This window comes from Paracraurococcus lichenis, from assembly GCF_030657435.1.
Classification (GTDB): Bacteria; Pseudomonadota; Alphaproteobacteria; order Acetobacterales; family Acetobacteraceae; genus Paracraurococcus; species Paracraurococcus lichenis.
The window spans coordinates 1-13553 of record NZ_JAUTWS010000035.1 but is presented as its reverse complement, the minus strand read 5'-3'; the positions used below and the strand labels follow the sequence as shown (position 1 = coordinate 13553).

Annotated in this window: 13 protein-coding genes and 1 tRNA gene; 8 read left to right on the top strand and 6 right to left on the bottom strand. The window is 70.3% G+C overall.

All coding sequences use genetic code 11. The features are described from left to right. Window positions 1-3 precede the first annotated feature (3 nt). From Q7A36_RS25930 to Q7A36_RS25910, 5 genes are read left to right on the top strand one after another with little or no spacing between them, the layout of a single operon-like run. Window positions 4-870, top strand: a complete 867-nt coding sequence (locus Q7A36_RS25930) for an ABC transporter permease subunit (protein WP_305106669.1) — start codon at window positions 4-6, stop codon at window positions 868-870. Continuing rightward, window positions 870-1871 carry a branched-chain amino acid ABC transporter permease gene (locus Q7A36_RS25925; RefSeq protein WP_305106668.1) on the top strand — a complete coding sequence of 334 codons (1002 nt, stop codon included), beginning with the start codon at window positions 870-872 and terminating at the stop codon, window positions 1869-1871. Before Q7A36_RS25930 ends, Q7A36_RS25925 begins: the two co-directional genes overlap by 1 nt. Then, window positions 1868-2605 (top strand): ABC transporter ATP-binding protein, encoded by a 738-nt coding sequence (locus Q7A36_RS25920; RefSeq protein WP_305106667.1) that lies wholly within the window; start codon window positions 1868-1870, stop codon window positions 2603-2605. Before Q7A36_RS25925 ends, Q7A36_RS25920 begins: the two co-directional genes overlap by 4 nt. Then, a complete protein-coding gene (locus Q7A36_RS25915; RefSeq protein ID WP_305106666.1) occupies window positions 2605-3306 on the top strand; it encodes an ABC transporter ATP-binding protein in 702 nt (233 codons plus the stop codon). Before Q7A36_RS25920 ends, Q7A36_RS25915 begins: the two co-directional genes overlap by 1 nt. Before the next feature lie 14 nt (window positions 3307-3320). Further along, window positions 3321-4856 (top strand): amidase, encoded by a 1536-nt coding sequence (locus Q7A36_RS25910; protein WP_305106665.1) that lies wholly within the window; start codon window positions 3321-3323, stop codon window positions 4854-4856. 39 nt (window positions 4857-4895) lie between these two features. On the opposite strand, the gene Q7A36_RS25905 is transcribed toward Q7A36_RS25910, so the two are convergent. Both Q7A36_RS25905 and Q7A36_RS25900 read right to left on the bottom strand, forming a co-directional pair. Further along, on the bottom strand, window positions 4896-5483 hold the full coding sequence (locus tag Q7A36_RS25905) for a c-type cytochrome (RefSeq protein ID WP_305106664.1): 588 nt from the start codon (window positions 5481-5483) through the stop codon (window positions 4896-4898). Window positions 5484-5488: 5 nt separating this feature from the next. Further along, the gene (locus Q7A36_RS25900; protein WP_305106663.1) at window positions 5489-6676 is read right to left on the bottom strand and encodes a PQQ-dependent sugar dehydrogenase; all 1188 of its coding nucleotides are present in this window, start codon (window positions 6674-6676) and stop codon (window positions 5489-5491) included. A gap of 213 nt (window positions 6677-6889) precedes the next feature. Between Q7A36_RS25900 and ahcY the strand changes: the two genes are divergently transcribed. After that, a complete protein-coding gene (ahcY, locus tag Q7A36_RS25895; protein WP_305106662.1) occupies window positions 6890-8293 on the top strand; it encodes an adenosylhomocysteinase in 1404 nt (467 codons plus the stop codon). Window positions 8294-8354: 61 nt separating this feature from the next. Here the strand turns inward: ahcY and Q7A36_RS25890 are convergent, their stop codons facing one another. Both Q7A36_RS25890 and Q7A36_RS25885 read right to left on the bottom strand, forming a co-directional pair. Next, the gene (locus Q7A36_RS25890; RefSeq protein WP_305106661.1) at window positions 8355-9578 is read right to left on the bottom strand and encodes an oxalate decarboxylase family bicupin; all 1224 of its coding nucleotides are present in this window, start codon (window positions 9576-9578) and stop codon (window positions 8355-8357) included. A 188-nt stretch (window positions 9579-9766) separates the two neighbouring features. After that, window positions 9767-11008: an NAD(P)/FAD-dependent oxidoreductase gene (locus Q7A36_RS25885; protein ID WP_305106660.1), complete on the bottom strand. Its 1242-nt coding sequence runs from the start codon at window positions 11006-11008 to the stop codon at window positions 9767-9769. Between the two features lie 116 nt (window positions 11009-11124). Between Q7A36_RS25885 and Q7A36_RS25880 the strand changes: the two genes are divergently transcribed. Next, the gene (locus Q7A36_RS25880; RefSeq protein ID WP_305106659.1) at window positions 11125-11538 is read left to right on the top strand and encodes a DUF4149 domain-containing protein; all 414 of its coding nucleotides are present in this window, start codon (window positions 11125-11127) and stop codon (window positions 11536-11538) included. A 37-nt stretch (window positions 11539-11575) separates the two neighbouring features. Here the strand turns inward: Q7A36_RS25880 and Q7A36_RS25875 are convergent, their stop codons facing one another. Together Q7A36_RS25875 and Q7A36_RS25870 are read right to left on the bottom strand one after the other, a co-directional pair. Further along, a complete protein-coding gene (locus Q7A36_RS25875) occupies window positions 11576-12223 on the bottom strand; it encodes a CoA transferase subunit B (RefSeq protein ID WP_305106658.1) in 648 nt (215 codons plus the stop codon). Window positions 12224-12227: 4 nt separating this feature from the next. Then, window positions 12228-12959 carry a CoA transferase subunit A gene (locus Q7A36_RS25870; RefSeq protein WP_305106657.1) on the bottom strand — a complete coding sequence of 244 codons (732 nt, stop codon included), beginning with the start codon at window positions 12957-12959 and terminating at the stop codon, window positions 12228-12230. 129 nt (window positions 12960-13088) lie between these two features. On the opposite strand from Q7A36_RS25870, the gene Q7A36_RS25865 reads away from it, so the two are divergent. After that, window positions 13089-13164, top strand: a tRNA-Ala gene (locus tag Q7A36_RS25865). Window positions 13165-13553 lie beyond the last annotated feature (389 nt).

The following is a 13553-nucleotide window of genomic DNA, read 5'->3' as shown; positions in this document are numbered from 1 at the left end:
GCCATGGACCTCGTCCTCGCCACCGGCATCCAGGCGCTGACCGGCATCGCCACGCTGCTGCTGATCAGCCTGGGGCTTGCGATCGTCTTCGGCATGATGCGGGTGATCAACCTCGCGCATGGCGAGTTCCTGATGCTCGGCGCCTACAGCGCGATCCTGGCCGTCGAGGCCGGGATCAACCTGTGGGTCGCCATGCTGGTGGTCGCGCCGCTCTGCGTCGGGCTGCTCGGCGCGGTGGTGGAACGCCTGGTGATCCGCCGCCTCTACGGGCGCATGGTGGATACCATGCTGGCCACCTGGGGCCTGTCGCTGGCGCTGATCGGGGCGGTGACGATGATCTTCGGCAATACCGTCAGCGGCTTCTCGGCGCCGCTCGGCAGCGTGCAGATCGGCGCCTACTCGACCTCCGGCTACGGGCTGTTCCTGATCGGCGCGACCGTCGCGCTGCTCGCCGCGGTCTGGGCGGTGCTGCGCTTCACACCCGCGGGGCTGATCGCGCGGGGCACCATGCAGAATGCCGGCATGGCGGCGGCCCTCGGCGTGCCGACGGAGCGGGTCTATGCCCTCTCCTTCGCCGCCGGCGCGGCCGTCTCCGGCCTCGCCGGCGCGCTGATGGCGCCCTTCTCCGGCGTCGTGCCCACCATGGGCACGGCCTATATCGCGAAGAGCTTCATCACGGTCATCACCGGCGGCGCGGCGATGCTGGCCGGCACCGCCACCGCCTCCGGCCTGCTCGGCAGCGTCAATACGCTCGGGACCTTCGCCACCACGCCGGTCCTGGGAGAGGTGCTGATGCTCGGCGTCGCCATCGTGCTGCTGCGGCTGCTGCCGCAGGGCATCACCGGCCGCTTCTTCCGGCGGGCGCTCTGATGGGCGGGATCGGGACGGAGAAGGGCCGCGCCGCCTTCCAGGCCGCCCTCGCGCTGTTCGCCGCCGCCGTCGCGGCCTGGTGGCTGCCGCAGGTGCTCGAGCTCTTCTCCCTCATCAATGCCACGGTCTATACGGCCATGGCGGTGCTCGCCCTCAGCCTCGGCCTGGTCTGGGGCTTCGGAGGGATCCTCTGCTTCGGGCAGGCGGCCTTCTTCGGCCTCGGCGGCTATGCCTATGCCGTCGGCGCGCTGAACTTCCCCGACACCACCTGGGCCATCCCCGTCGCGCTGCTGGTGCCGGCGCTGGCCGCGGCGGCGCTGGGCTACGTGATGTTCTACGGCCGGATCAGCGACGTCTACATGGGCGTCATCACCCTGACGGTGACGCTGATCCTGTTCAACTTCATCAACTCCACCGCCGGCGACGAATGGCGCATCGGCGCCGCGCCGCTCGGCGGCTTCAACGGCATCCCGGCGACGCCGCCGCTGAACCTGCCAGGCGATCCCGGCACGCCGCTGGCGCCGGAGCAGATCTTCGCCGTCGCCGTGCTCTGCCTCGGCGCCTGCTACGCGCTCTGCAAGCTGATCCTGCGCAGCCATTTCGGCCGGGTGGTGGTGGCGATCCGGGAGAACGAGCTGCGCGCCGCGCTCCTCGGCTACGACGTGCGGCTCTACAAGCTCGGCATCTTCACCATCGGCGGGACCATGGCGGGGCTGGCCGGCCTGCTCTTCGCCAATTGCGTCTTCGTCAGCCCGACCATGTTCAGCCTCGCCTATTCCGGACAGATCATCATCTGGGTCATGGTCGGCGGCGTCGGCACGCTGTTCGGCCCGGTGGTGGGCGCGATGCTGCTGCAGGCGCTGACCGCCTGGGCCGGCACCCTGCCGGAGGTGAACCCCAACCTGATCCTCGGCCTGGTGCTGGTCGTCGCGGTGCTGGCCATCCCGCGCGGGCTGCAGCCGACGCTGCTCGGCCTGGTGCGGAGGCGGGAGGAGCCATGACCGCGCTGCTGGCGACCGAGAACCTGACCATGCGCTTCGGCGGCGTCGTCGCGGTGGACGGCGTGACGCTCTCGATCGGGGAGCGCGAGCTGCGCTGCCTGATCGGCCCGAACGGCGCGGGGAAGAGCACCTTCTTCCGCTGCCTGACCGGCCAGTACCGCCCGACCTCCGGCCGCATCCTCTGGCGCGGCGAGGACATCACCGGCCTGCAGCCGCACGAGATCGCCCGGCGGGGGATCGGCATCAAGACGCAGGTGCCCTCACTGTTTGACAGGCTGACGGCGCTCGAGGGCGTGACGCTCGGCGTGCGGCGCCGGCATGGCGAGCGGGAGGCGCGGAAGCGCGCCATGGCCGCACTCGACCGCCTCGGCATCGCCGATCTCGCCGCGAAGCCGGTCGGGCTGCTCGCGCATGGCCAGCGGCAACTGGTGGAGCTTGCGACCGTCGTAGCACCGGAGCCCGACCTGATCATCCTGGACGAGCCGACGGCGGGCATGAGCGCGGAGGAGACCGCCGGCACCGCCGCCCTGATCCGGGAGATGAACCGCGACCACGCCATCGTGGTGGTGGAGCACGACATGCAGTTCATCCGCGCCATCGCCCGCACCGTCACCGTCTTCCACCAGGGCCGCGTGCTGGCCGAGGACAGCGCCGAGGCGGTGCTCGCCGACCCCCGGGTCCATGACGTCTATCTCGGCCGCCCGCCCGAGGCGCGGCAGAAGGTGCCGGCGTGATGCTGGAGGTATCGGGCCTCGTCTCCGGCTATGGCCGCATCGGCGTGCTGCACGGCGCCGACCTCTCGCTGGCGGAGGGGAGCTGCGTCGGCATCCTCGGCCATAACGGCATGGGCAAGACCACGCTGCTGCGCACCGTCATGGGGCTGCTACCGGCCAAGGCCGGGCGGATCCTGCTGGACGGGGCGGAGATCCAGCGCCTGCCGCCGCATGCCCGCGCCCGCCGCGGCCTCGGCTACGTGCCGCAGGGGCGGCAGATCTTCCCGGCGCTCTCGGTGCTCGACAACCTGCGCTTCGCCATCGTCGCCAAGGGCGGCGACGAGGCGCTGGTGCTGGAAGAGGTGCTGGACGAGTTCCCCGAGCTGCGGCGCCTGCTGGACCGCCCGGGCGGCGCGCTCTCGGGCGGGGAGCAGCAATTGCTGGCGCTGTCCCGCGCGCTCTGCGGCCGGCCGCGCCTGCTGCTGCTGGACGAGCCGACCGAGGGCATACAGCCCTCCATCGTCGAGGCCATGATCGACCGCATCCATGCGCTGCGGCGGAAGGGCCTCTCCGTGCTGCTGGTCGAGCAGAACCTGGACTTCATCCAGGCCCTCTCGGACCGCATCCTGCTGATCCATCGCGGCCGGATCACGCGGGAGATGCCGCCGGCCGCGCTCGCCGACCCTGCGCTGGTGCAGGAGTTCGTCGGCACCCACGCCTGACAAGGAGGGACACCATGCCGCTCGGGACACTCAGGCTTCCATCCCTGGAGGAGCTGCGCAAGGTCGGGGCGGAGCTCGGCATGAGCTTCACGGAGGAGGAGCTGGCGCAGCACCGCGCCTGCCTCGAGGGCGGGATCGCCGCCTACAACCTCGTCGACCAGATGACGGACGAGCTGCCGGCGGTGAAATGGCCGCGCACGCCGGGCCATCGCCCCACCGGCGCCGAGAACCCCTACAACGCCTGGTACGTGAAGAGCACGATCGAAGGCGCGCCGAGCGGCAAGCTCAAGGGCAAGAAGGTCGCGGTCAAGGACAACATCTGCGTCGCCGGCGTGCCGATGATGAACGGCGCCTCGACGCTGGAAGGCTATGTGCCGGACGTGGATGCGACGGTCGTCACCCGCATCCTCGACGCCGGCGGCACCATCGTCGGCAAGACGGTCTGCGAGTATTTCTGCTTCTCCGGCGGCAGCCATACCAGCGCGCCGGCGCCGGTGCACAACCCGCACCGCATGGGCTATTCGGCCGGCGGCTCCTCCTCCGGCTCCGGCGCGGTGGTCGCGGTGGGTGAGGTGCCGATGGCGCTCGGCGGCGACCAGGGCGGCTCCATCCGCATGCCCGCCTCCTATTGCGGCATCTATGGCATGAAGCCGACCCATGGCCTAGTGCCCTATACCGGCATCATGCCGATCGAGCTGACGCTCGACCACACCGGGCCGATGACCGCGACCGTCGAGGACAATGCGCTGCTGCTGGAAGTGCTGGCCGGCCCCGACGGGCTCGACCCGCGGCAGTACAGCACGGCGCCGGTGCCGGACTACCGCAGCCTGATGTCGGGCGGCGTGAAGGGGATGAGGATCGCCCTGGTGAAGGAGGGCTTCGGCCATCCGCAGTCGCAGGAGGCGAACGACGCGCTGGTCCGGGAGGCCGCCGAGCGGCTGAAGGGCCTCGGCGCCGTGGTCGAGGAGGTCTCGATCCCCATGCATGCGCTGGGCGCCGCCATCTGGCTGCCGGTGGCGGCCGAGGGCGCGACGGTGCAGATGATGCAGGGCAACGGCTTCGGCTTCAACTGGCAGGGGCTCTACGTCAACTCGCTGCTCGACGCGCACAGCGCCTGGCGGACGCGGGCGGACGAGCTGTCCGAGACGCTGAAGAACACCATGCTGCTCGGCCACTACATGGTCACGCGCCATCGCGGCCACTACTATGCCAAGGCGCAGAACCTGGTCCGGCGGCTGCGCAAGGCCTATGACGACGTGCTGGCGCAATACGACCTGCTGGCCATGCCGACGCTGCCCATGGCGGCGACGCCGCTGCCCTCGGCGGCGGCCTCCACTACCGAGATCATCCAGCGCGCCTTCGAGGTGCTGCCGAACACCGCGCCCTTCGACTGCACGCACCATCCCTCGATGAGCGTCCCTTGCGGCCTGGCGGACGGGCTGCCGGTCGGCCTGATGCTGACGGGGAAGATGTACGACGAGGCCACCATCTACCGCGCCGCCGCGGCCTTCGAGAGCGGCGTGGACTGGAAGAGCCTGACGGCGAGCTGACGGGGAGGCGGGGGCGTCCCGCGGGGCGCCCCCATCCCGCTACTGATGCGCCATGTAGTGCGCGATCGCCGCGATCTCGGCATCCGAGACGCCGTACATCACGGCATTCATGTTGGTGTCCGTGCCGTGCCGCGTGCTGTCGCGGTAGCCCACAAGGGCATGGACCAGGAATTCCTCCCGCTGGCCGGCGATGCGCGGCACCTGGTTCTGCCCGCGATAGTCCGGCAGGTGGCAGATGCCGCAGCGCAGCCGCTGCGCCAGCGCCGCGCCCTCCTGCACCGCGGCGTCCCGCTTCGGCGCGCGGTCGGCGGGCGGCGCAGGCGGGAGGGAGGCGTAGAAGGCCGCCAGCGCCTCCACCTGCTCATCCGCCAGGCCCTGCGCGATGTCCGGCATGGGCGGCGCGTCGCGCAGCCTCTCGCGGAACAGGATGAGCTGCAGGGTGACGAATTCCGGCTGCTGCCCGGCCAGCGACGGGATGTTCGGCTGCGCCGACACGCCCTTCGCCCCGTGGCAGGCGCCGCAGCCGCGCTCCCCGGCCAGCGCCTCGCCGCGTGCCGGCTCGGCCGCCCGCGCCGGCAGCACGAGCGCGGCGGCTAGGAGGGCCGCCGCGAGCAGGGTTCCCCGCAACCGCCTCACCGGGAATAGGTGATGCGGTAGATCGCGCCGGCCTGCTCGTCCGAGACCAGCAGCGAGCCGTCCGGCATCTGCTGCACGTCGGTCGGCCGGCCGAGATAGGCATTGCCCTCCAGCAGCCCGCCCAGGAAGGGCCGCATGCTCGGCTTGCCCTGCGCATCGAGGGTGACGTTCACCACGTCATAGCCGATGCGCTGCGTGCGGTTCCAGGAGCCGTGCCGGGCGATGAACATGCTGTTCCTGTATTCCGCCGGGAACATGTCGCCGGTGTAGAAGCGGATGCCGAGCGCCGCGGCATGCGGGCCGAGCTTCAGCGCCGGCGGCGAGAATTCCGAGCACTCCCGCCCCTTCACGTCCGGGTCCGCCATGCTGCCCATGTGGCAGAAGGGGAAGCCGAAATGCTCGCCGGTCTTCTGCACGACGCCGAGCGTGTCCTCCGGCGAATCCTCGCCCGCCCAGTCCCGGCCGTTGTTGGTGAACCAGAGCTGGCCGGTCGTGGGATGGAAGGCCTGGCCGACGCTGTTGCGCACGCCGCGCGCCACGACCTCGCGGCCCGAGCCGTCCGGGTTGTAGCGCAGCAGCAGCGCGTGCCGGTTCTCGTCGATCTGGCAGATGTTGCAGGGCGCGCCGACCTGCATGTAGAGCTTGCCGTCCGGCCCGAAGCTGGCGAATTTCCAGCCATGGTGCTCCTCGGTCGGCAGGGCGAAGGCCGCGGTCAGGTCCGCCGGGGTGCCGGGAGCGTCGAGCTTCGCTTCGATCCCGTCGTAGCGGAACACCTTGTTGATGGCGATGACATAGAGCGCGCCATCCTTGAAGGCGACGCCGTTCGGCTGGTTGAGCCCCGACGCGATCGTATAGGTCTTGCCATCCTTCACCGCATAGACGCGGCCGATGGTGCGCGTGCCGATGAAGAGCGTGCCGTTCGAGCCCAGCGCCATCATGCGCGCGCCCGGCATGCCATGCGCGAAGACCTCGGCCTTGAAGCCCGGCGGCAGGGTCAGCTTGCCGACCGGCACCTGCTCCAGGGGCGTGGCGGTCAGCTTCGGGGCATTCGGGGCGAGCGGCGATGCCGCCAGGCTGTCAGGCCGGCCCTGCGCCCAGGCCGGCGCCGGGGCCTGCTGGGCCTGGGCGATGGCGGGCAGCATCAGGGCGGCGCCCAGGCCGAGGGCGAGCCAAGGGTTCTTCATGCGATCCTTCCTCCCAGGTGGCCCTGTCGGGCCTTCATGGCCGGACCATGGTGTGGGAATGGCCGTTCGGCAAGACGTATCGGCCGCCGACCGGACCGAGAAGGGCCTGGGTTTCCGGGGACATAAAGACATGCTTATGCCTGTACGGGACCCCTGGCCAAGGCACACCGGGGCATGCTACGCCGCCGGCCACCGAACGAGGGATTGCCCGTCATGGCCGCAGCCGCCGAATACAAGGTGAAGGACCTCTCCCTGGCCGAGTGGGGCCGGAAGGAGATCGCCATGGCCGAGGACGAGATGCCCGGCCTGATGGCGGTGCGGAAGGAATACGGCCCCTCGCAGCCGCTGAAGGGCGCCCGCATCGCCGGCTGCCTGCACATGACCATCCAGACCGCCGTTCTGATCGAGACGCTGAAGGCCCTCGGCGCCGATGTCCGCTGGTCCTCCTGCAACATCTTCTCGACCCAGGACCATGCCGCGGCCGCCATCGCCGCCGCCGGCACGCCGGTCTTCGCCGTGAAGGGCGAGACGCTGCCGGAGTACTGGGACTATGTCCGCAAGACCCTCGAATGGGCCGATGGCGGCGAGCCGAACATGCTGCTCGACGACGGCGGCGACATGACCCTGCTGGTCCATTACGGCCTGCGCGCCGAGCAGGGCGACGTGGCCTTCCTCGACAAGGCGACGAACGAGGAGGAGGAGGTCTTCTTCGCCCTCATCAAGCGGACCCTGTCGGAGAAGCCGGGCTGGTTCGCCCGCCTCGCCAAGGCGATCCAGGGCGTCTCCGAGGAGACGACGACGGGCGTGCACCGCCTCTATGTCATGGCGAAGGAAGGGAAGCTCCTGTTCCCCGCCATCAACGTGAACGACAGCGTCACCAAGTCGAAATTCGACAACCTCTATGGCTGCCGCGAGAGCCTGGTGGACGGCATCCGCCGCGGCACCGACGTGATGATGTCCGGCAAGGTGGCGATGGTCGCGGGCTTCGGCGACGTGGGCAAGGGCAGCGCCGCCTCGCTGCGCAATGCCGGCTGCCGGGTCATGGTGAGCGAGGTCGACCCGATCTGCGCCCTGCAGGCGGCCATGGAAGGCTACGAGGTCGTGACGATGGAGGATGCCGCGCCGCGCGCCGACATCTTCGTCACCGCGACCGGCAATGTCGACGTCATCACCATCGACCACATGCGGGCGATGAAGCACCGCGCCATCGTCTGCAACATCGGCCACTTCGACAGCGAGATCCAAGTCGCTAGCCTGAAGAACTACCAGTGGCACAACGTGAAGCCGCAGGTGGACGAGGTGGAGTTCCCCGACGGCAAGCGCATCATCCTGCTCTCCGAGGGGCGGCTGGTGAACCTCGGCAATGCCACGGGCCACCCGAGCTTCGTGATGTCGGCCTCCTTCACCAATCAGACGCTGGCGCAGATCGAGCTCTGGTCCAACCCGGGCAAGTACGAGAAGAAGGTCTATGTGCTGCCGAAGCACCTGGACGAGAAGGTGGCGGCGCTGCACCTGGAGAAGGTGGGCGCGAAGCTGACCCGCCTCTCGGCGCAGCAGGCCAGCTATATCGGCGTGGACCAGGCCGGTCCCTTCAAGGCCGACCAGTACCGCTACTGAGCGCGGCATCCCGCGCGGCGACCGGGGCCGGGGGCGCGTCGCGCCCTCGGCCCTTTCGTTGTCAGCCCTGCGTCACCGGCACCTTGTCCTTCGCCAGCGCCGCCAGCGCGCCGTCCGGCAGATGGAGATGCGCCTGCACCAACTCGTGCGGCGTCACCGCCATCCACTGGTTCAGCGAGATGTCGGCATAGTGGTCGCTCTTGAACATCTCGAGGAAGCGCAGCGGCTCGGTCCCCGTATTCTCGATGTAGTGCCCCATGGCATAGGGCACGTAGCCGACATCGCCGGCGCGGAAGTCGAAGGTGCGGGCATGCTGCTCCGCCCCGACCACGCCCATGCGGCCCTGGCCCGCGATGTAGTACTGCCACTCGTCGGCATTCGGGTGCCAGTGCAGCTCCCGCAGCGCGCCCGGCTGCAGCTCCACCATCGCTGCGGCGATGCTCTTGGACGCCGGGAAGTGCGAGGAATCCGTGACCCGCACCCAGCCGCCGGGTCCCTCGAAGAGCGGCTTCTGCTGCAGCATGCGGTGGCTGAAGCTCTCCGGCACCTTCTCCACCTCCTTCGGGATGTCGGCCTGCAGCGCGCCGGGCACGGGCCCGTTGAAGATGTAGAGGTGCTCCTTCGGCAGGTTGCCGAAGGCGCTCTCGGGCTGGCGGAAGTTCTTCGCCAGGACGCTCTTCGGCACGTGCTTCAGCCAGTCGGTCAGCATGAAGGTGCTGTCCTCGGAGAAGCTGCCGTTGTCGAAGACCAGCAGGAACTCGCAGCCTTCGGGCTGCAGGCCCTGGATCGAATGCGGGATGCCGGAGGGGAAGTACCAGAGGTCGCCCTCCTGCACGTCGTCGACGAACCAGCGGCCCTTCTCGTCCACCGCGGTGATGCGGGCGCTGCCCCCCAGCATGATCGCCCACTCGGCTTCCTTGTGCCAGTGCAGCTCCCGGATGCCGCCGGCATCGAGCCGCATGTTCACGCCGGCCATGCTGGCGGAGATCGGCAGCTCGCGGATGGTGATCTCGCGCGTCCAGCCGCCGGTCTCGAGGCGCCGGTGCGAATCCGCATAGGCGAAGCGCAGGTTGGGCATCGGCCCCTGGTCCGTCGAGGGCGGGTTCAGGACGTCTGGGTTCTGCGCCTGCCGCGCCTCGTTCTGCGGGCCGAGGATGCGGCGGTTCGACGGGATTGCGGGCGCGTTCGGCGTGCCGGCCGGCGCCGGGGCCTGCGCCAGTGCGGTCTTCGCGGCCAACAGGCCGCCCGCGGCGCCGAGCGCGCCGCGTCGGGAGAATGGGTCCATGGGTGGGTGGTCCTCCGCGCCGGCGGGAAGCGCGCCGCCGGATGCGCGCTTAGCGCCGGCGGGCGGCCCCGGTGTCCTCGGCCAGTGGCGATATCGGTCCTGCCGGGGCCAGATCGCAGTACCTTGATGCAGGCTTTGCAGCGCGAGGGGATGCAGACCCGGGCCGCAGCGCCATCCCCGCGCCTGCCTCAGAACCGCTCAGCGCGGTAGGGCTCGGGCGGCAGGAAGGGCGCATCGCCTGTCATCATCGCCGCCAGCAGCCGTCCCGTCGTCGGGCCCAGGGTCAGGCCCTGATGCGCATGGCCGAAGGCGCACCAGAGGCCGGGCTGGCCCGGCAGCCGGCCGATCACCGGCAGCATGTCGGGCATGCAGGGCCGCACGCCCATCCAGGGCACGCCCTCCACGCGTTCGCCGAGCGGCAGCAAGCCGCGCGCGATCGGCTCCGCGCGCTCGAGCTGCACCGGCGTCGGCGGTGCGCCGGGCCTGGCGAACTCCGCGCCGGTGGTCAGCCGGATGCCGGCGCGCATGGGCGCGAGCAGGAAGGCGCTCTCGGTGTCCAGCACCGGCCGGTGCAGCACCGCATTGCCGCGCAGCCGGTAGTGCATGTGGTAGCCGCGCTTGCCGAAGAGCGGCGGCGCATAGCCGAAGCGCTTCGTCAGCTCGACCGCGGCGGCGCCGAGGGCGACGACCACCTCGGCCGCCTCCACCTCGCCCGCCTGCGTCCGGACGGCCCAGCCGGCGCCGGCGCGGCGCAGCGTCATGGCATCGCCGAGCGCGACCGTCCCGCCCTCCCGCGCGAAGAGGCCGGCATAGGCGAGCGTCAGCGCATGCGGGTCGCTGACCGAATAGGGGTCCGTCCAGTGGATGGCGCCGGCGCGGGACACCTGCAGGTGCGGCTCGGCCTCTGCCAGCCCGGCGGCGTCCAGCGCGACGTAGTTCACGTCCCAGTCGCGCCGCGCCGTCTCGGCCTGGGCCAGCGCCGCCTCCAGCATCACCGCGTCGCTGTAGAGCCGCATCCAGCCGATCGGCCGCAGCAGGTCCATCGCGCCGGCCGCCTCGGCCAGGGTGCGGTGCTCGTCGAGGCAGGTGGCGATCAGCCGCGCATGCGCCTCAGCCGCCTGGACGTAGCGCCTGGGCTCGGAATGCCACCAGTACTGCAGCAGCGGGGAGGCGAAGCCGGGCAGAGCCAGCGGGTGGTAGACCGCATCGACCGCGCGGTTGCCGGCGATGCGGCGCAATTCCGAGAGCGTGCGCGGGAAGGGATGGGGATGCACCGCCTCCCGCTGGATCAGGCCGCCATTGCCGAAGCTCGCGCCCTCGCCGGGGCCGGTGCGGTCCACCAGCACGACATCATGGCCGCGACGCCGCAGATGGACGGCGACCGAGACGCCGACCATGCCGGCACCGAGGACGATCGTTGTTGAGGGCATGCAGGCCTTTCCGTCCTTTTCCTTGCGCCCAGGCGCAGCAAGATCCTGGCCAGTCCGGCGTGGCGCGTCCATACGGGGCGGCTTGCGCCGCGGCGCGGCGGCGCCACCTGCGGCGCATGCTCCTCTCCGCCGTCGCCCTCCTCGCCACCGCCCTGCTGCTGGGCGGCATGGCGTTCTTCGCGGTCGCCGTCGCGCCGCTGGTCTTCACCCGCCTGCCGCCGGAGTGGTCCGGCCGCTTCATCCGGCAGGTCTTCCCGGTCTACTACCTCTGGGTGCTCGGCCTCTCGGCCGCCGCCGCCGTGGCGCTGCTGCCCCTGCGGCTGCCGGATGCGCTGGCCATGGCCGCGACGGCGGCGCTGACCGGCTGGCTGCGGCAGGGGCTGATGCCGCGGATCAATGCCCTGTCGGATGCGGCCCAAAGGGGCGATGCGGCGGCGAAGCCGCGCTTCGACCGGGCGCATCGCCTCAGCGTCATCCTGAACGCGGCGCAGATGCTCGCCGCGCTGGTGGTGCTGGTCCGCTTTGCCTGAGGGCCCGCTGTGGATCGCCCTGGGTCGGCGCCCAGGCTCAGTTCCGGAAGGCGGGGGTGAAGCTCGCCTCGGTCTTGGCCTGCACCTCCTCGAGCGTGACCTCGGGCGCGAGCTCGACGAGGCGCACGGCGGTCTCGCCCTTGCGGGCGATCTCGAAGACCGCGAGCTCGGTGATGACCATGTCCACCACGCGCTGACCGGTCAGCGGCAGGCTGCACTGCTTGAGCAGTTTGGGTTTCCCGCCGGCGGTGTGCTCCATCAGCACCACCACCTTCTTCACCCCGGCGACCAGGTCCATCGCCCCGCCCATCCCCTTGACCATCTTGCCGGGGATCATCCAGTTGGCCAGGTCGCCATTCGCTGCGACCTGGAGGGCCCCCAGGATCGACAGGTCGATGTGACCGCCGCGGATCATGGCGAAGCTGTCCGCACTTGAAAAATAGCTGCTGGTCGGCAGCGCCGTGATGGTCTGCTTGCCGGCATTGATCAGGTCCGGGTCCTCCTCGCCCTCAAAGGGGAAGGGGCCGAGGCCGAGCATGCCGTTCTCGCTCTGCAGCTGCACGTTCATGCCGGCGGGCACATGGTTCGCCACCAGCGTCGGGATGCCGATGCCGAGGTTGACGTAGAAGCCGTCCTGCAGCTCGCGCGCCGCACGGGCGGCCATCTGGTCACGGGTCCAGGGCATGGGATCAGACCTCCTGGCCGGCGGCGGCGGCCGGTTCACGCTTGCGGACGGTGCGCTGCTCGATGCGCTTCTCGTAGCCCGGCGGGCAGGCGATCATGCGCTTGACGAAGATGCCGGGTGTCACGATGTGGTCCGGGTCGATGTCGCCCGGTCGCACCAGGTGCTCGACCTGCGCAACGGTCACCTTCGCCGCGGTGGCCATCATCGGGTTGAAGTTGCGCGCCGTCTTCCGGTAGACGAGGTTCCCCTCGGTATCGCCCATATAGGCGTGCACGATGGCGAGGTCGGCAACGAGGCCGCGCTCCAGTACATAGGTTTCGCCGTCGAACTCGGCCGTGGGCTTGCCCTTGGCCACCTCGGTGCCGACCCCCGTCTTCGTGTAGAAGGCCGGGATGCCGGCGCCGCCGGCGCGGATGCGCTCGGCCAGCGTGCCCTGCGGGTTGAACTCGATCTCCAGCTCGCCGGCCAGGAATTGCTCGGCGAAGGTCTTGTTCTCGCCGACATAGCTGCTGATCATCTTCTTCACCTGCCGCGTCTTCAGCAGCAGGCCGAGCCCGGCCTCGTCGATACCGGCATTGTTCGAGACGATGGTCAGGTCCTTCACGTCGCTGTCGCGGATCGCCTCGATCAGCAGGGCCGGGATGCCGCAGAGGCCGAAGCCACCGGAATGGATCATCATCCCGTCGCGCAGCAGCCCCGCCAGGGCCGCCTTCGCGTCCGGATACACCTTGCCCATGCGCACCCCTCCAGAGGTTTTCGGCGGTCGAAGCCGGGCGGACCCTAATCGCGCATCGTCATGTGCGAAAGTCCCTCCCGGGCTCTTGCGGACCCCTCGGGCGGGCGCTATACGCCGCGTCCTCTCCGGGGGGCCATAGCTCAGTTGGGAGAGCGCTTGAATGGCATTCAAGAGGTCGTCGGTTCGATTCCGATTGGCTCCACCAATCCCTGAAGGGCCCGATCGCTGACGCGGTCGGGCCCTTCGCCTTTTCAGGGCCGCCCGGGGTGTCCCGGGCCCGGGGGCGGTTCCCGTCGCGGCGGATACCCGCGGGACACCGGGAGCGCATGCCGGGGGACAGTCCTTGCGGGTCCCTGCCCGCCCCCAGAGTTGATATATCGAACCAAAGACTCGCCTCTGCCTGAGCGTGGACGGCCTCGCCTGGCCTGGCGCCGCGGAGTTCCGGCCCGGGCGACTGCCGCGCTGCCGCCCTCGGGGGAACCCCCTTCGCCTTCGGGGCGACCGGAGCGGACCAGGCAGGCGCCGAGCACCCCGATGCCGCGTGACGGCACGGGTCTGCTGGCTCGCGAAGACCGAATGTCGTGCTCCAAGCCC